The organism is Streptomyces bottropensis ATCC 25435, assembly GCF_000383595.1.
Taxonomy (GTDB): domain Bacteria; phylum Actinomycetota; class Actinomycetes; order Streptomycetales; family Streptomycetaceae; genus Streptomyces; species Streptomyces bottropensis.
In genome coordinates this window covers 1707219-1722811 of record NZ_KB911581.1, presented here as the reverse complement: position 1 = coordinate 1722811, position 15593 = coordinate 1707219, and the positions used below count along the sequence as shown (strand labels likewise).

Annotated in this window: 18 protein-coding genes; 6 read left to right on the top strand and 12 right to left on the bottom strand. The window is 69.1% G+C overall.

The genetic code is table 11. From position 1 onward, the window contains the following. Positions 1-108: 108 nt before the first annotated feature. Entirely contained in the window at positions 109-750 is a 642-nt protein-coding gene (locus STRBO_RS0107770; RefSeq protein ID WP_020665511.1) for a TetR/AcrR family transcriptional regulator, read from the bottom strand. Between the two features lie 101 nt (positions 751-851). Here STRBO_RS0107770 and STRBO_RS0107765 point away from each other — a divergent pair, with 101 nt between their 5' ends. The 3 genes from STRBO_RS0107765 to STRBO_RS0107755 are packed head-to-tail and all read left to right on the top strand — an operon-like array spanning position 852 to position 2989. After that, the gene (locus tag STRBO_RS0107765) at positions 852-1634 is read left to right on the top strand and encodes an ABC transporter ATP-binding protein (RefSeq protein WP_005480216.1); all 783 of its coding nucleotides are present in this window, start codon (positions 852-854) and stop codon (positions 1632-1634) included. A 19-nt stretch (positions 1635-1653) separates the two neighbouring features. Further along, positions 1654-2403 carry an ABC transporter permease gene (locus STRBO_RS0107760; protein ID WP_005480218.1) on the top strand — a complete coding sequence of 250 codons (750 nt, stop codon included), beginning with the start codon at positions 1654-1656 and terminating at the stop codon, positions 2401-2403. Positions 2404-2416: 13 nt separating this feature from the next. Then, positions 2417-2989, top strand: a complete 573-nt coding sequence (locus STRBO_RS0107755; protein WP_005480221.1) for a cob(I)yrinic acid a,c-diamide adenosyltransferase — start codon at positions 2417-2419, stop codon at positions 2987-2989. Positions 2990-3005: 16 nt separating this feature from the next. Here STRBO_RS0107755 and STRBO_RS0107750 read toward each other — a convergent pair whose 3' ends face one another. Together STRBO_RS0107750 and STRBO_RS0107745 are read right to left on the bottom strand one after the other, a co-directional pair. After that, a complete protein-coding gene (locus STRBO_RS0107750; RefSeq protein ID WP_005480223.1) occupies positions 3006-3212 on the bottom strand; it encodes a DUF5708 family protein in 207 nt (68 codons plus the stop codon). Then, positions 3209-3796 (bottom strand): hypothetical protein, encoded by a 588-nt coding sequence (locus STRBO_RS0107745; protein WP_005480224.1) that lies wholly within the window; start codon positions 3794-3796, stop codon positions 3209-3211. The genes STRBO_RS0107750 and STRBO_RS0107745 overlap by 4 nt, the downstream gene beginning before the upstream one ends. A 152-nt stretch (positions 3797-3948) precedes the next feature. On the opposite strand from STRBO_RS0107745, the gene STRBO_RS0107735 reads away from it, so the two are divergent. The 3 genes from STRBO_RS0107735 to STRBO_RS0107725 all read left to right on the top strand — a co-directional run bounded on the left by STRBO_RS0107735 (position 3949) and on the right by STRBO_RS0107725 (position 7736). Then, complete coding sequence (locus STRBO_RS0107735) at positions 3949-5136, top strand: sensor histidine kinase (protein ID WP_020114025.1); 1188 nt, start codon at positions 3949-3951, stop codon at positions 5134-5136. Further along, complete coding sequence (locus STRBO_RS0107730; RefSeq protein ID WP_005480228.1) at positions 5133-5774, top strand: response regulator; 642 nt, start codon at positions 5133-5135, stop codon at positions 5772-5774. Before STRBO_RS0107735 ends, STRBO_RS0107730 begins: the two co-directional genes overlap by 4 nt. 141 nt (positions 5775-5915) lie before the next feature. Then, a complete protein-coding gene (locus tag STRBO_RS0107725) occupies positions 5916-7736 on the top strand; it encodes a glycoside hydrolase family 18 chitinase (RefSeq protein ID WP_028796532.1) in 1821 nt (606 codons plus the stop codon). A gap of 76 nt (positions 7737-7812) precedes the next feature. On the opposite strand, the gene STRBO_RS0107720 is transcribed toward STRBO_RS0107725, so the two are convergent. The 9 genes from STRBO_RS0107720 to atpB form a co-directional block, all read right to left on the bottom strand. Next, positions 7813-8265, bottom strand: a complete 453-nt coding sequence (locus STRBO_RS0107720) for a DUF2550 domain-containing protein (RefSeq protein ID WP_005480238.1) — start codon at positions 8263-8265, stop codon at positions 7813-7815. Positions 8266-8414: 149 nt separating this feature from the next. Continuing rightward, positions 8415-8789, bottom strand: a complete 375-nt coding sequence (locus STRBO_RS0107715) for a F0F1 ATP synthase subunit epsilon (protein ID WP_005480240.1) — start codon at positions 8787-8789, stop codon at positions 8415-8417. A 131-nt stretch (positions 8790-8920) separates the two neighbouring features. Further along, positions 8921-10357, bottom strand: a complete 1437-nt coding sequence (atpD, locus tag STRBO_RS0107710; RefSeq protein WP_005480242.1) for a F0F1 ATP synthase subunit beta — start codon at positions 10355-10357, stop codon at positions 8921-8923. After that, complete coding sequence (locus STRBO_RS0107705) at positions 10357-11274, bottom strand: F0F1 ATP synthase subunit gamma (protein WP_005480245.1); 918 nt, start codon at positions 11272-11274, stop codon at positions 10357-10359. The genes atpD and STRBO_RS0107705 overlap by 1 nt, the downstream gene beginning before the upstream one ends. A gap of 21 nt (positions 11275-11295) precedes the next feature. Beyond that, complete coding sequence (atpA, locus tag STRBO_RS0107700) at positions 11296-12891, bottom strand: F0F1 ATP synthase subunit alpha (RefSeq protein ID WP_005480248.1); 1596 nt, start codon at positions 12889-12891, stop codon at positions 11296-11298. A 135-nt stretch (positions 12892-13026) separates the two neighbouring features. Beyond that, positions 13027-13842: a F0F1 ATP synthase subunit delta gene (locus STRBO_RS0107695; RefSeq protein WP_005480251.1), complete on the bottom strand. Its 816-nt coding sequence runs from the start codon at positions 13840-13842 to the stop codon at positions 13027-13029. Further along, entirely contained in the window at positions 13839-14387 is a 549-nt protein-coding gene (locus tag STRBO_RS0107690; RefSeq protein ID WP_005480253.1) for a F0F1 ATP synthase subunit B, read from the bottom strand. Before STRBO_RS0107690 ends, STRBO_RS0107695 begins: the two co-directional genes overlap by 4 nt. Before the next feature lie 40 nt (positions 14388-14427). Beyond that, a complete protein-coding gene (gene atpE / locus STRBO_RS0107685; protein WP_013000660.1) occupies positions 14428-14661 on the bottom strand; it encodes an ATP synthase F0 subunit C in 234 nt (77 codons plus the stop codon). A 76-nt stretch (positions 14662-14737) separates the two neighbouring features. After that, positions 14738-15556, bottom strand: a complete 819-nt coding sequence (gene atpB / locus STRBO_RS0107680) for a F0F1 ATP synthase subunit A (RefSeq protein WP_483414622.1) — start codon at positions 15554-15556, stop codon at positions 14738-14740. Positions 15557-15593 lie beyond the last annotated feature (37 nt).

Sequence of the window (15593 nt, the reverse complement as noted above, 5' to 3'; positions counted from 1 at the left end):
GCTGTCGATGGGTTACCTCTCCGGCGGACACTAGCGCTCGTGAGGGGTCGTGTGACCGCTTAGTAACGCGAGTCACGTCTCAAGGGGCGGACGTCACACCGGCAGCGCTCACTCGGAGGGGCGTACGGCGTAGTTGAGCACCTTCTCGCTCAACAGGCCCTCCATCCCGTCCAGGAGAAGAAGTACCTCTCGGGACACTTCGCCCGGATTGCGCCCGGCGAGCATCTCACGTCCGATGACGGCCATCACCGTCTGGTGGACCCAGTTGATCTGACCCGCGATCAGGGTGGGCATCGAGTCGTCGGGGGCCGCGCCGGTCTCCTCCCGCAGGGCCGCCTCCAGGTTGCCCTGGACCTCCTGCTGGATGCTCCACAGCCGGGACCGCAGGGCGGGCGCCTCGTGGATGGCGCGCATGAAGCGGTCGTAGCCCTCCATCAGGCCGACGCGCGGCGAGACCGCCTCGACCTCGGCACGCAGTTCGCGCAGGACGGCGGCGACGGCCGACTCGCCCCGGTCGCGGGCGCGCACCCAGCGGGCGAGGCGTTCGACGATGCCCGCGCTGCGGTCGAAGAAGAGGTCCTCCTTGGCCGGGAAGTAGTTGTAGACCGTGTTCACGGAGACGTCGGCCGCCTCGGCCACCTCCGCGATGGTGACGGTCACGAAACCGTGCTCCAGGAACAGCCCGGTGGCGATGTCCGAGATCCGCTGCCGCGTCTCGCGCTTCTTGCGCTCCCTGAGCCCCTCTGCCATGGCCACATCGTAGGTCGCCGCGTCGGCCGACGGGATTTCCCTGCGGTCTCTTAAAGTTTGGAGCCATTGCAAAATTTGAGGGACTCTGTTTTTCTGAGGTCATGCCCATCATCAGTACGGCCGGCCTGGCCCACACCTTCCGGACGAAACGCGGCCCCCTGGAGGCCGTGCGCGGTATCGACCTCACCGTCCGGCCCGGCGAGATCCTCGGGTTCCTCGGACCGAACGGCGCGGGAAAGACGACGTTCCTGCGGATGCTCACGACCCTGCTCCCGCCGACCGGCGGCGCGGCCACGGTCGCGGGCCACGACCTGGCGACCGACCCGGCAGGGGTGCGCCGGGCCTGCGGATACGTGGCCCAGTCGGGCGGGGTGGACCCGCAGATCACCGTGCGGGAGGAGCTGGTCACCCAGGGACGGCTCTACCGCCTGACGAGAAGCCGGGCCGTGGAGCGCGCCGAGGAGTTGGCCCGCGAGCTGGACCTGACCGAACTGCTCGACCGCACGTGCGCCGCCCTCTCCGGCGGGCAGCGGCGGCGCCTCGACATCGCGATGGCGCTCACCCACCGCCCCCGGGTCCTCTTCCTGGACGAGCCGACGACCGGACTCGACCCCGGCAGCCGCGCCGGGCTCTGGGAGCTGGTCCGCCGGCTGCGCGACGAGCACGGCACCACCGTCTTCCTGACGACGCACTACCTCGACGAGGCGGACGCCCTCGCCGACCGGATCGTCGTCGTCGACCACGGGCGGGTCGTGGCGGACGACACCCCGAGCGCGCTCAAACTGCGGCACGGCGGCTCGGCCGACGCCACGCTCCAGGACGCCTTCCTGGCCATCACCGGGCGCGGGCCCTCCCCCGCCGACACCACCGCCGTAGCCGTCTAGAACCGGTCCGAGGACTTCGATGCTTCTTCACGACACCGCGCTGATCTTCGGGCGATACGCCCGCCAGAGCCTGCGCTCCCGCTTCGCGATGCTGTTCGGCGTGCTGATGCCGCTGCTGTATCTGCTCTTCTTCGGCCCTCTGCTCACCGGCGTCCCGCTCGGCTCGCGGGGCAGTTCCTGGCAGGTGCTGGTGCCCGGCCTGTTGCTTCAACTGAGCCTGTTCGGGGCCTCGTTCGCCGGCTTCATGGTGATCCTCGAAAAGCAGACGGGGGTGATCGAGCGGATGCGGGTCACCCCGGTGAGCCGGCTCGCCCTGCTGCTGGGCCGGGTGCTGCGCGACGCGGCGGTCTTCGTGTTCCAGGCGGTCCTGCTCGTCCTCGCGGCCCTGCTCATGGGCCTGCGCGCACCGCTCGCGGGCGTCCTGATCGGCTTCGCCTTCGTGGCCCTGCTGACGGTCTCGCTCGCCTCACTGTCGTACGCGCTCGCCATGAAGGCCCGCTCCCAGCACGAGTTCGGCCCGACGGTGAACGCCCTCACCATGCCGTCGATGCTGCTGTCGGGCCTGATGCTGCCGATGTCCCTGGCGCCCGGCTGGCTCGACGTCCTCTCCCACCTGGTCCCGTTCCGCTACCTGGTGGACGCCGTGCGCGACGCGTACGTCGGCGCCTACGCCACCCCCGCCATGCTGTACGGCGTCCTGGTCGCCGTCGGTCTCGCGGGGCTCGCCGTGACGGTGGGCACACGTGTCTTCCGGACGGCCGGAGCGTAACTACGCTGGTCGCATGGTCAATCTGACGCGCATCTACACCAGGACCGGCGACAAGGGCACCACCAACCTCGGCGACATGAGCCGGGTGCCCAAGACCGATCCGCGGATCTCGGCGTACGCGGACGCCAACGAGGCCAACGCGGCCATCGGGACGGCGATCGCACTGGGCGGGCTGGACGAGGAGATCGTCAAGGTCCTCACCCGCGTCCAGAACGACCTGTTCGACGTGGGCGCCGACCTCTCCACGCCCGTCGTCGAGAACCCCGAGTTCCCGCCGCTGCGCGTCGAGCAGTTCTACGTCGACAAGCTGGAGGCGGACTGCGACCGCTTCAACGAGCGGCTGGAGAAGCTCCGCTCCTTCATCCTGCCCGGCGGCACCCCCGGAGCGGCCCTGCTGCACCAGGCCTGCACGGTGGTCCGGCGCGCCGAGCGCTCGACGTGGGCGGCCCTGGAGGCCCACGGCGAGGACATGAACGCCCTCACCGCGACCTATCTCAACCGCCTCTCCGACCTCCTGTTCATCCTGGCGAGAACGGCGAACAAGGAGGTCGGGGACGTGCTGTGGGTGCCGGGCGGGGAGCGGTAGCCGCCGCGCCGGGGCGCTACCCGCCCGTCGTGCCGCGGGCCCGCTGGTAGAGGCCCGTCGCGACGAGGACGCCACCCACGCACATCATCACCACGCCGACCTTGGTCAGGGTGACGACCGGCACCTCCACCCCGTCCGTGAACAGCCACAGCACCAGGCCGATCACGAAGGTGCCGGCCCCTTCCCAGACGTTCCTCGACGCCCCGGCCGCCGCCCCGCTCATCGCCCGGCCCTCTCCTTCTCGACGGTGACCCGGTCCTCGCCCTTAGCGGCGCCCGGGTCCTTCTTCGGCCAGATCGTGTAGGCCAGGGCGACCAGGCCGTGGATGCCCGCGGCCCGCAGCGCGACCCACTGGAACGACCTCAGCGAATCGACGTTCCCGTCGTCGCCGACGTACCAGACGGCCAGTTGGAGCAGCGCCAGCGCCACCCCGGCCGCCACCACCGTCCGCGTCCACAGCCTCCCCTCGTGCCGGGCGCGGGCCAGACCGTACTTCGGTGGTGCCGGCGGCTTGGGCCCGCCGCCCAGCCGGTGCGCCGCCCAGGCGTCCAGCCGACTGATCATGTAGTGGCCGTAGCCCAGGGTGAAGCCGATGTAGAGGGCCGCCACGCCGTGCTCCCAGCTCGGTTCGGCCCCGTTCTTCAGGTCGATCGCGGTCACGACGAAGAGCACCAGTTCCAGCACCGGCTCGCAGAGCAGCAGCACGACACTGGCCCGGCGCCTCTTCAGCAGGTAGCGGACGGCCAGGGCCAGCGCCAGCAGCACCCAGAAGCCGACCTCACAGGCGATGATCAACGCGACGATCACGACTCGCTCCTCTCGGTCACCCTTCCAGGCTCCCGGCGGGCCACCGCCGACGCGTCGTCGGCGGTGACGAAGTCGCGGTACATCGAAAGATGCAGTCCAGGACCCTTCGCGGGGATCAGGCGCCGGGCACCCGTGACGTGTTGGATGGAGCCATGGCCGTACGACCGCCCCGCCCGCACCGCTTCGACCTGTACGCGGCCCTCGCCGGACTGCTCGGAGGCCTGCTGCTGTGGGGGCTGGGCCTGTACACCCGCCCCTCCGACGAGGGGATCGTGCTGCTCCACGGCCAGTGGTGGATCCTGCTGCCGCTCGTCGTGACCGCCGGCTGCGAGACGCTGCGCCGCGCCATGCCGCGCACGGCCCTGCTGGTCGGATGGGCCGCGCTGACCGTGGACACCATCACCCGGGGCAGCCTGCTCACCGTGCTGATGTTCACCGATCTGGTGTACTCGGCCGTGCTGTACGGCTCACCCGCCACGGCCCGCCGGGTCCCCTGGATCGCCGGGCTGATGACCGTGGCCGCCACGGTCGTCCCCATCGCCGTGTGGCGGCGACCGGAGGCACTGCTCACCGGTGTGGTGGTCGGGCTGGTCGGCTTCACCCCCGCCGCCACCGGCTGGATCGTCCGCAACCACCGCGACGCCGCCGAGGCCGCCCGGCTGCGCGCCGAACAGACGGCCCTGCTGGCCGAGATGGACCGCACCCAGGCGGTGGTGTCCGAACGGGCGCGCATGGCACGGGAGTTGCACGATCTGGTCGCCAACCACCTGTCGGCGATCGCGATCCACTCCACGGCCGCGCTCTCCATCGACGACCCGGACACCTCCCAGAAGGCCCTCGGGGTCATCCGTGAGAACAGCGTCGAGGGCCTGGCCGAGATGCGCCGGCTGATCGGCATCCTGCGGGACGCCGGCGACGACACCGAGCCGTCCGCCGCGCCCACGCTCGACGGGCTCGACTCCCTCGTCGACGGCGCCCGCACCAACGGCCTCGACGTCACCCTCGACGCCGACCACGACGGCACCCTCCCCGCCCCGGTCGGACTGGCGGCCTACCGCATCGTCCAGGAATCGCTGACCAACGCCCTCAAGCACGCCTGCCCCGGCCGGGTCACCGTCGCGCTGCGCCAGGCGGACGGCGCCCTCGACATCGCCGTGACCAGCCCGTACGGCGACCGCGACGGTCCGAGCGCGCCCGGTTCCGGCGCCGGTCTGGTCGGCATGCGGGAGCGGGTCGCCCTGCTGGGCGGCACGTTCGAGGCGGGCCCCGAGAGCATGGCCCACGGCAAGGTCTGGAGCGTCCGTGCCGCCCTCCCCGTCATCGAAGGAGAACCCGCGTGATCCGTGTGCTCGTCGCCGAGGACCAGTCCGCCGTACGGGCCGGACTGGTCCTCATCCTGCGCAGCGCGCCGGACATCGAGGTGGTCGGTGAGGCGGCGGACGGCGAGCGGGCGGTGGCGCTCGCCCGGGAGCTGCGGCCCGACCTGGTGCTGATGGACGTGCAGATGCCGAGGCTCGACGGGGTGTCCGCGACCCGGCAGGTCGTCGCCGAGGGTCTGGCCGATGTGCTGGTGCTCACCACGTTCGACCTCGACGAGTACGTCTTCGGGGCGCTGCGGGCCGGTGCCGCCGGCTTCCTGCTGAAGAACACGGAGGCGAGGGACCTCATCGAGGCGGTACGGGCGGTGGGGCGCGGCGAGGGTCTGATCGCCCCGGCCGTCACCCGGCGGCTGATCGCCGAGTTCGCCGCCAGGCCCGTACGCGAGCCCGCCGTCGATCCGTCCGTCCTGGACTCGCTCACCCGGCGCGAGCGGGAGGTCCTGTCCTGCCTGGGTGAAGGGCTGTCGAACGCGGAGATCGCCGGGCGGCTGGACATGGCCGAGGCGACGGTGAAGACGCACGTCAGCCGTCTGCTGGGGAAGCTCGATCTGCGCAGCCGGGTGCAGGCGGCGGTGCTGGCGCAGGAATTGGGGGTCTGACCTCACCGGGGTGTCCCGCATGAGCGCACTGGTCCAGACCCATTGACCTATGGTCCAGACCTTTCTATTCTCGCCACACTGCGCCACGTCATGCTCATGCTCAAGAGCCTCGTGCTCAAGACACCCCACAAGGAGGCGCACATGCGCTTCAGGCACAGAGCCATAGCGGGTCTCGCCACCCTCCTCCTCCCCCTCGCCGCACTGGTCGGCCTCGCCGGCCCCGCGCAGGCGGCCACGCAAGCGACCGCCACCTACGCCAAGCCCCAGGACTGGGGCACCGGCTTCGAAGGCAAGTGGACCGTCAAGAACACCGGGACGACCACGATCAGCTCCTGGACCGTCGAATGGGACTTCCCCTCCGGCACCTCCGTCACCTCCGCCTGGGACGCGGACGTCACCTCCTCCGGCACCCACTGGACCGCCAAGAACAAGTCCTGGAACGGCACCCTCGCGCCGGGTGCCTCCGTCTCCTTCGGTTTCAACGGGAGCGGCTCAGGCTCCCCGGCCAACTGCAAGCTCAACGGCGGGAGTTGCGACGGCGGTCCCAGCGTCCCCGGTGACGCGGCACCCTCCGCCCCGGGCACCCCGGCCACCTCGGACGTCACCAACACCTCGGTGAAGCTGAGCTGGAGCGCCGCCACCGACGACAAGGGCGTCAAGAACTACGACGTCCTGCGGGGCGGCAGCAAGGTCGCCACCGTCACCGGCACCACCTACACGGACACCGGCCTGAGCGCCGGCACCGACTACTCGTACACCGTCCAGGCCCGCGACACCGCCGACCAGACCGGCCCCGTGAGCGGCGCGGCGGCCGTACGGACGACCGGCGGCACGAACCCGAACCCCGGCTCGAAGGTCAACCTCGGCTACTTCACCGAGTGGGGCGTCTACGGCCGGAACTACCACGTCAAGAACCTGGTGACCTCGGGCTCCGCGTCCAAGATCACCCACATCAACTACGCGTTCGGCAACGTCAAGAACGGCCAGTGCACCGTCGACGACACCTTCGCCGCCTACGACAAGGCCTACACCGCCGACCAGTCCGTCAGCGGCACCGCCGACACCTGGGACCAGCCGCTGCGGGGCAACTTCAACCAGCTCCGGCAGCTCAAGGCCAAGTACCCGCACATCAAGGTGCTGTACTCGTTCGGCGGCTGGACCTACTCCGGCGGCTTCGGCCAGGCCGCGCAGAACCCGGCCGCCTTCGCCAAGTCCTGCAAGGCCGTCGTGGAGGACCCGCGCTGGGCCGACGTCTTCGACGGCATCGACATCGACTGGGAGTACCCGAACGCCTGCGGGCTGACCTGCGACACCAGCGGCTCCGCGGCCTTCAAGAACCTGATGTCGGCCCTGCGCACCGAGTTCGGCTCGAACTACCTGGTCACCGCCGCGATCACCGCCGACGGCTCCTCCGGCGGCAAGCTCGACGCGGCTGACTACGGCGGCGCCGCGACCCACCTGAACTGGTACAACGTGATGACCTACGACTACTTCGGCGCCTTCGACGCGGACGGTCCGACCGCCCCGCACTCGCCGCTGACGTCGTACCCCGGCATCCCGGCGGCGGGCTTCAACTCCGCCGACGCGATCGCCAAGCTGAAGTCGAAGGGCGTCCCCGGCTCGAAGCTGCTGCTCGGCATCGGCTTCTACGGGCGCGGCTGGACCGGTGTCACCCAGTCCGCCCCCGGCGGCACGGCGACCGGCGCGGCGCCCGGCACGTACGAGGCCGGCATCGAGGACTACAAGGTCCTGAAGAACTCCTGCCCGGCCAACGGAACCGTCGGCGGCACGGCGTACGCGCACTGCGGCAACCAGTGGTGGTCCTACGACACCCCGGCCACGATCGGCTCCAAGATGACCTGGGCCAAGAACCAGGGCCTGGGCGGCGCCTTCTTCTGGGAGTTCAGCGGCGACACCGGCAACGGGGAGCTGGTGAGCGCGATCAGCAACGGGCTGAAGTGACCGACTGAAGGATCACGCTGCGTTGACGCTCCCCCGGACCCTCGTCCGGGGAGCCCCCCCCAGCGAGTGGATGTGGCTACGCCACGTTCACTCGCTGTCCGGGCGGGGCTGCCTCCAGCCATGCGAGGAACCCGGTCAGCGCGTCGTCGCTCATCGCCAGTTCCAGCCGGGTCCCGCGGTGCAGACACGCGAGGATCACGGCGTCGGAGAGGAGCGCCAGCTCCTCCTCGCCCTCGGGGGTGCGGCGCCCGGCCACCTCGATCGAGGAACGCTCCAGGACGCGGCGGGGGCGGATGGAGTACGAGAAGACGCGGTACCACTCGATGCGGTCGCCGTTGTAGCGGGCGACCCCGTAGCCCCAGCCCTTGCCGTTCTTGTCGTCCCCGGGTTTCTCGGGTGCGTTCCACCGCAGGCTGCAGTCGAAGGTGCCGCCGGAGCGCTGGATGAGGCGCCGGCGCAGTCCGAAGACGAAGAGCCCCACCACCACGAGCGCGATCACCGACCCGCACACAGTCAGAGCGAGGACCATCGACACCGACCTCCTCGTCTCCTAGGTAATGCCACTGCTAGGTAATGGAACGTAAAAAACACCCACATTCGCCTCAGCCGCGGCCGGATCAGGATGAAGACATCCAGACCCAGCCGCGGCTGAGGTACAGCATCACACGACGTGCGGGCTCAGCGCGCCGCCGCCGTACGCAGTCGTACATCCGCGCGGCGCTCGGCGGCGGCGTCGCCCGCCGCCTTCGCGCGCTCCAGCTCCCGCTCCGCGCTCTGGACGTCGATCTCGTCGGCCAGCTCGGCGACCTCGGCCAGCAGGGACAGCTTGTTGTCCGCGAACGAGATGAAACCGCCGTGCACGGCGACGACGACGGTGCCGCCCTCACTCGTACGGATGGTCACCGGGCCCGACTCCAGCACACCGAGCAGCGGCTGGTGACCGGGCATGACGCCGATGTCGCCGGACGTGGTACGGGCGACGACCAGGGTGGCCTGGCCCGACCAGACCTCTCGGTCGGCCGCGACCAGCGCGACGTGCAGCTCAGCAGCCAAGATGGCTCCTCGGGTCACCACCCGGCGCCTTGGCCGGGTGTTGGGTTCAATTCTAGAGGGAGTACAGAGGGGGGCGGGACGCACCCCATGAGGTGTGGCCTCGCCCCCCACTGTTCACGAGTCGCCGGGCGTCAGGAGACGCCGAGCTCCTTCGCGTTCTTCTTCAGGTCCTCGATACCACCGCAGAGGAAGAACGCCTGCTCCGGGAAGTGGTCGTACTCACCGTCGATGATCGCGTTGAACGCGGTGATCGACTCGTCCAGCGGCACGTCCGACCCGTCGACGCCGGTGAACTGCTTGGCGACGTGGGTGTTCTGGGAGAGGAAGCGCTCCACACGACGGGCACGGTGGACGGTGAGCTTGTCCTCCTCGCCCAGCTCGTCGATACCGAGGATCGCGATGATGTCCTGAAGGTCCTTGTACTTCTGCAGGACCGTCTTGACGCGCATCGCGGTGTTGTAGTGGTCCGCCGCGATGTAGCGGGGGTCCAGGATGCGGGACGTGGAGTCCAGCGGGTCCACGGCCGGGTAGATGCCCTTCTCGGAGATCGGACGGGAGAGAACCGTCGTCGCGTCGAGGTGGGCGAAGGTGGTGGCCGGGGCCGGGTCGGTCAGGTCGTCCGCGGGGACGTAGATCGCCTGCATCGAGGTGATCGAGTGACCGCGGGTCGAGGTGATGCGCTCCTGGAGGAGACCCATCTCGTCGGCCAGGTTCGGCTGGTAGCCCACCGCGGAGGGCATACGGCCGAGCAGGGTCGACACCTCGGAGCCGGCCTGGGTGAAGCGGAAGATGTTGTCGATGAAGAACAGCACGTCCTGCTTCTGCACATCGCGGAAGTACTCCGCCATGGTCAGACCGGCGAGGGCCACGCGCAGACGGGTGCCCGGGGGCTCGTCCATCTGACCGAAGACCAGCGCGGTCTTGTCGATGACGCCCGACTCGGACATCTCCTCGATGAGGTCGTTGCCCTCACGGGTGCGCTCACCGACACCGGCGAACACGGAGACACCGTCGTGGTTGTTGGCGACGCGGTAGATCATCTCCTGGATGAGCACCGTCTTGCCGACACCGGCACCGCCGAACAGGCCGATCTTTCCACCCTTGACGTACGGGGTGAGAAGGTCGATGACCTTGACGCCGGTCTCGAACATCTCGGTCTTCGACTCGAGCTCGTCGAAGTTCGGGGCCTTGCGGTGGATGCCCCAGCGCTCGCCCTCGTAGGTGTCGTCGCTGTTCAGCACCTCACCGAGGGTGTTGAACACCTTGCCCTTGGTGAAGTCGCCGACCGGCACCGTGATGGAGGCGCCGGTGTCGGAGACCGGGGCCTGGCGGACCAGACCGTCGGTGGGCTGCATCGAGATCGTGCGGACCAGGCCGTCACCCAGGTGCTGGGCGACCTCCAGGGTCAGCGTCTTCTTCGCGCCGTCCTGGGCCGGGTCGGCCACCTCGACGTGAAGGGCGTTGTAGATCTCCGGCATGGCGTCGACGGGGAACTCCACGTCGACGACCGGGCCGATGACCCGGGCGACGCGGCCCGTGGCAGCGGCCGTCTCAACTGTCGTCGTCATTACCTGTCACTCCCCGCGTTCGCGTCGGCGAGGGCTGCGGAGCCACCGACGATCTCGCTGATTTCCTGGGTGATTTCGGCCTGGCGGGCCGCGTTGGCAAGGCGGGAGAGCGTGTTGATCAAGTCTCCCGCGTTGTCGGTGGCCGACTTCATCGCACGGCGCGTGGCGGCGTGCTTGGAGGCAGCCGACTGAAGCATCGCGTTGTAGATACGGCTCTCGACATAGCGCGGCAGCAGGGCGTCGAGGACGTCCTCCGCCGACGGCTCGAAGTCGTACAGCGGAAGGATCTCGCCCTTCGGCGCCGCCTCCTTCGCCACCTCGTCGAGGCTGAGCGGCAGCAGACGGGCGTCGAGCGCCGACTGCGTCATCATCGAGACGAACTCGGTGAAGACGATGTGGAGTTCGTCCACGCCGCCGTCAGCCGTGTCCTTCTCGATGGCCTCGATCAGCGGACCCGCGACCTTCTTCGCGTCCGCGTAGGTGGGCTCGTCGGTGAAGCCCGACCACGACTCCACGACCTTGCGCTCGCGGAAGTTGTAGTGGGCCAGACCGCGGCGGCCGACGATGTACGTGTCGACCTCCTTGCCCTCCGCCTCAAGGCGCGCCGTCAACTGCTCGGCGACCTTGATGGCGTTGGAGTTGAAGGCGCCGGCCAGTCCGCGGTCGCTCGTGAGGAGCAGCACCGCGGAACGGGTCGCCGTCTCCGCCTCCGTGGTCAGCGGGTGCTTGGTGTTCGAACCCGTACCGACCGCCGTGACCGCGCGGGTGAGCTCGGCCGCGTACGGCGCGGAGGCCGCCACCTTGCGCTGCGCCTTGACGACACGCGAGGCGGCGATCATCTCCATCGCCTTGGTGATCTTCTTGGTCGCGGTGACGGATCGGATGCGACGCTTGTAGACCCGGAGCTGGGCTCCCATGAGTCAGGTCCCTTCCTTACGTCACTTGGAGACGTTGACGGCCGGGGCGTCCTCGCCGAGCAGCTTGCCGTCCGAGGTCTCGAACTGCTTCTTGAACTCGGCGATCGCGTCGGCGACAGCGGTGAGGGTGTCGTCCGACATCTTGCCGCCCTCCTTGATGGAGGTCATGAGGCCCTGCTCCTTGCGGTGCAGGTACTCCAGCAGCTCCTTCTCGAAGCGGCGCACGTCGGCGACCGGAACGTCGTCCATCTTGCCGGTGGTACCGGCCCACACGGAGACGACCTGGTCCTCGGTCGGCATCGGCTGGTACTGCGGCTGCTTGAGCAGCTCGACCAGACGCTGACCGCGCTCCAGCTGCGACTTCGACGCGGCGTCCAGGTCGGAACCGAAGGCGGCGAACGCCTCCAGCTCACGGTACTGGGCGAGGTCGAGGCGCAGACGGCCGGAGACCTGCTTCATCGCCTTGTGCTGCGCGGAACCACCGACTCGGGAGACGGAGATACCGACGTTCAGCGCGGGGCGCTGACCGGCGTTGAAGAGGTCCGACTCCAGGAAGCACTGGCCGTCGGTGATGGAGATGACGTTGGTCGGGATGAACGCCGAGACGTCGTTGGCCTTCGTCTCGACGATCGGCAGACCGGTCATCGAGCCGGCACCCAGCTCGTCGGAGAGCTTCGCGCAGCGCTCCAGCAGGCGGGAGTGCAGGTAGAAGACGTCACCCGGGTAGGCCTCACGGCCCGGCGGGCGGCGCAGCAGCAGCGACACGGCGCGGTAGGCGTCGGCCTGCTTCGAGAGGTCGTCGAAGATGATGAGGACGTGCTTGCCCTCGTACATCCACTGCTGACCGATGGCCGAACCGGTGTACGGCGCCAGGTACTTGAAGCCGGCCGGGTCGGACGCCGGGGCGGCGACGATGGTCGTGTACTCCAGCGCGCCGGCCTCTTCGAGGGCGCCACGCACGGAGGCGATGGTCGAGCCCTTCTGGCCGATGGCGACGTAGACGCAGCGGACCTGCTTGTTCACGTCACCGGAGCGCCAGTTGTCGCGCTGGTTGATGATCGTGTCGACGGCCAGGGCGGTCTTGCCGGTCTGGCGGTCACCGATGATCAGCTGACGCTGGCCGCGGCCGACCGGGGTCATGGCGTCGACGGCCTTGTAGCCGGTCTCCATCGGCTCGTGCACCGACTTACGGGCCATGACACCGGGAGCCTGCAGCTCCAGGGCACGGCGGCCGGACGTCTCGATCTCGCCGAGGCCGTCGATCGGGTTGCCGAGCGGGTCGACGACGCGGCCGAGGTAGCCCTCGCCCACGGCGACCGACAGGACCTCGCCGGTACGGGTGACCGGCTGGCCCTCCTCGATGCCGCTGAACTCACCGAGGACGATGGCGCCGATCTCGCGCTCTTCCAGGTTGAGCGCGAGGCCGAGGGTGCCGTCCTCGAACTTCAGCAGTTCGTTGGCCATGGCCGAGGGAAGACCCTCGACCTTCGCGATGCCGTCGCCGGCAAGGGTGACCGTACCGACCTCCTCGCGCGAGGCCGCGTCCGGCTTGTACGACTGGACGAAGTTCTCCAGCGCGTCCCGGATCTCCTCCGGCCGGATCGTGAGCTCCGCCATCTGGGTTCCCTGCTCTCCTTGTTGGGCCCGAAGTTTCACTTTGGGGGGATGGGGACTCCCCCCTGAAAGAGGTGAATCCTCTGCACGGCCCAACCGGGCCGCAGACATACGTACGTACTGCTATGAAGTTTGGTGCTAGCTCGCCAGGCGGCGGCCCGCGTCCTCGAGTCGGTCCGCGATCGAGCCGTTGATGATCTCGTCGCCGACCTGGACCCTGATCCCGCCGAGGACGCCTGGGTCCACGTCCAGGTTGAGGTGCATGGCTCGGCCGTAGAGCTTCGCGAGGGCGGCGCCGAGGCGTCGCTTCTGCGGGTCGCTCAGCGGAACCGCCGAGGTGACGGTGGCGACCATGCGGTCCCGGCGCTCGGCGGCGAGCTTGGACAGGGAGTCGAGTCCCGCTTCCAGGCTACGTCCACGCGGCGCGGCCACGAGGCGCGTCACCAGACGCTCGGTGGTGGCCTTGGCGCGGCCGCTGAACAGGCTGCGCAGCAGCTCGCTCTTGGCCGGGGCGCCCGCGGCACGGTCGGTCAGCGCGGCCCGCAGCTCGGTGTTCGAGGCGACGATCCGGCCGAACCGGAACAGCTCGTCCTCGACGTCGTCGAGCGTGCCCGCCTGTTGCGCGGCCGTGAGGTCGGCGACGTCGGCGAGCTGCTCCAGCGCGTCCACCAGGTCGCGGGGCTGCGACCAGCGGGAACGCACCAGTCCTGACACCAGGTCGGCGGTGGTCGTGCCGACCTGGCCGCCGAGGATACGGCCCACCAGCTCGGCCTTGGCCTCGCCGGACTGCGCCGGGTCGGTGAGGACCCGACGCAGGGACACCTCGCGGTGGAGCAGAGCGGTGACGGCGGCCAGCTCGTCGGCGAGCCGCGCCGCGTCGACGGACGTGGAGTCCGTCAGCGCGTCGAGACGCGTTCGTGCGGCTGCCAGGGCCTCGCGGCTCGCTCCGTTCATCGCGTGGCCTCGGCCTTCTCCTCGAGATCATCGAGGAAGCGGTCGATGACGCGGCTCTGCCGGGCGTGGTCCTCCAGGGACTCGCCGACGAGCTTGCCGGCCAGGTCGGTGGCGAGCTTGCCCACGTCCTGACGCAGCGCCGAAGAGGCGGCCTTGCGGTCGGCCTCCAGCTGCGAGTGGCCGGCGGCGATGATCTCCTCGCGCTGCCGCTGGCCCTCGGCCCGCATCTCGGCGATGAGCGTGGCGCCCTGCTCCTGCGCCTCCTGGCGCAGACGCGCGGCCTCGTGCCGGGCTTCGGCGAGCTGAGCCTTGTACTGCTCGAGCACGCTCTGGGCCTCGACCTTCATGGCGTCGGCCTCTTCGATACCGCCTTCGATCGCCGCGCGACGCTCTTCCAGAACCTTGTTGATGTTCGGGAGGAGCTTCTTCCAGAAGAAGAAGAACACGATGGCGAAGGCGATGGCGCCCACGAGCAGCTCGGGGCCGGGCGGGATGAGCGGGTTCTGCTCTTCCTCGGCCGCCAGCTGTACCAGGTTGGCGATCACATCAGTGCCTTTCGTTGAAAGGTTTGCTCGTCAGGGCTCGTCAGTTGTAGACGAACGGCATGACGATGCCGATGAGGGCGAGCGCCTCACAGAAGGCGAAGCCGAGGATCTGGTTGGCACGGATCAGACCGGCAGCCTCGGGCTGACGGGCCAGGGCCTGGGTGCCGTTGCCGAAGATGATGCCGACGCCGACGCCGGGGCCGATGGCGGCGAGGCCGTAGCCGACGGAACCGATGTTGCCTTCAAGGGCGGCGAGGGTCTCCATGGCAGCCATGCTGATTCTTCCTTCTCTTTCATGGACCGGCGGGGGTTGGCCACCGGACGTTCTGGGGGCTGGTGGCGCGCGGGGCTCAGTGGTGCTCGGCGAGCGCGCCCTGGATGTACGAGCAGGCGAGGAGCACGAAGACGTACGCCTGGACGGCCTGCACGAAGAGCTCGAAGAGGATCATGACGATGGTCATGACGAAGGAGACACCGGCCGCCGGGATCATCCAGCTGTTCAGCAGGTACCAGGAGGCGACGGTGAACATGACGAGCATCAGGTGGCCGGCGAACATGTTGGCGAACAGTCGCACCGCGTGGGTGAACGGGCGGACCAACAGGTTCGAGAAGAACTCGATGACCATCACGAGGGGCAGCACCGGGCCGAGCGACTTGTCGTAGCCGGTGACGTTCTTGAAGAAGCCGACGAAGCCGTGCCTCTTGAAGGTCAGCGAGACCCAGACCACGTACACGATGGCCGCCAGGACCATCGGATAGGCGATGATCGACGACACCGGGAACTGGGCCAGCGGAATCACGGACCAGATGTTCATGACCCAGATGAAGAAGAACAGCGAGACCATGAGCGGGACGTACTTCTCGCCCTCGCGCCGGCCCAGCGTCTCGTAGACGATGCCGCGGCGTACGAAGTCGTAGCCCGCCTCACCGATCATCTGCAGCTTGCCCGGCACCACCTTCGCCTTGCCGAAGGCGAGTGTGAAGAAGGTGATCACCAGGAGGGTGGTGATGAGCGCGAGCAGCATCACCTTGTTGAACTCGAACCCCCCGACCGTGGCGATCGGCTTGAAGAGGAACGAGTGCAGGCCCGGAGCCGGGAAGCCACAGCCGTTGTCGGACATGATCCGACAGCTCCAGTCAAAGGCGAGCTGGGTCTGGTCAGCACTCACCACGGGCTCCTTCGGCGTGACGCATGGGTACGGCAAC

What these genes read in the sequence shown, in the direction of transcription:
- STRBO_RS0107760 (WP_005480218.1), top strand. Translation starts at nt 1,654, where the DNA reads ATGCTTCTTCACGACACCGCGCTGATCTTCGGGCGATACGCCCGCCAG.
- STRBO_RS0107750 (WP_005480223.1), bottom strand. Translation starts at nt 3,212, where the DNA reads ATGAGCGGGGCGGCGGCCGGGGCGTCGAGGAACGTCTGGGAAGGGGCC.
- atpD (WP_005480242.1), bottom strand. Translation starts at nt 10,357, where the DNA reads ATGACGACGACAGTTGAGACGGCCGCTGCCACGGGCCGCGTCGCCCGG.
- STRBO_RS0107725 (WP_028796532.1), top strand. Translation starts at nt 5,916, where the DNA reads ATGCGCTTCAGGCACAGAGCCATAGCGGGTCTCGCCACCCTCCTCCTC.
- STRBO_RS0107770 (WP_020665511.1), bottom strand. Translation starts at nt 750, where the DNA reads ATGGCAGAGGGGCTCAGGGAGCGCAAGAAGCGCGAGACGCGGCAGCGG.
- STRBO_RS0107695 (WP_005480251.1), bottom strand. Translation starts at nt 13,842, where the DNA reads ATGAACGGAGCGAGCCGCGAGGCCCTGGCAGCCGCACGAACGCGTCTC.
- STRBO_RS0107735 (WP_020114025.1), top strand. Translation starts at nt 3,949, where the DNA reads ATGGCCGTACGACCGCCCCGCCCGCACCGCTTCGACCTGTACGCGGCC.
- STRBO_RS0107765 (WP_005480216.1), top strand. Translation starts at nt 852, where the DNA reads ATGCCCATCATCAGTACGGCCGGCCTGGCCCACACCTTCCGGACGAAA.
- STRBO_RS0107755 (WP_005480221.1), top strand. Translation starts at nt 2,417, where the DNA reads ATGGTCAATCTGACGCGCATCTACACCAGGACCGGCGACAAGGGCACC.
- STRBO_RS0107720 (WP_005480238.1), bottom strand. Translation starts at nt 8,265, where the DNA reads ATGGTCCTCGCTCTGACTGTGTGCGGGTCGGTGATCGCGCTCGTGGTG.
- atpE (WP_013000660.1), bottom strand. Translation starts at nt 14,661, where the DNA reads ATGGCTGCCATGGAGACCCTCGCCGCCCTTGAAGGCAACATCGGTTCC.
- atpA (WP_005480248.1), bottom strand. Translation starts at nt 12,891, where the DNA reads ATGGCGGAGCTCACGATCCGGCCGGAGGAGATCCGGGACGCGCTGGAG.
- STRBO_RS0107705 (WP_005480245.1), bottom strand. Translation starts at nt 11,274, where the DNA reads ATGGGAGCCCAGCTCCGGGTCTACAAGCGTCGCATCCGATCCGTCACC.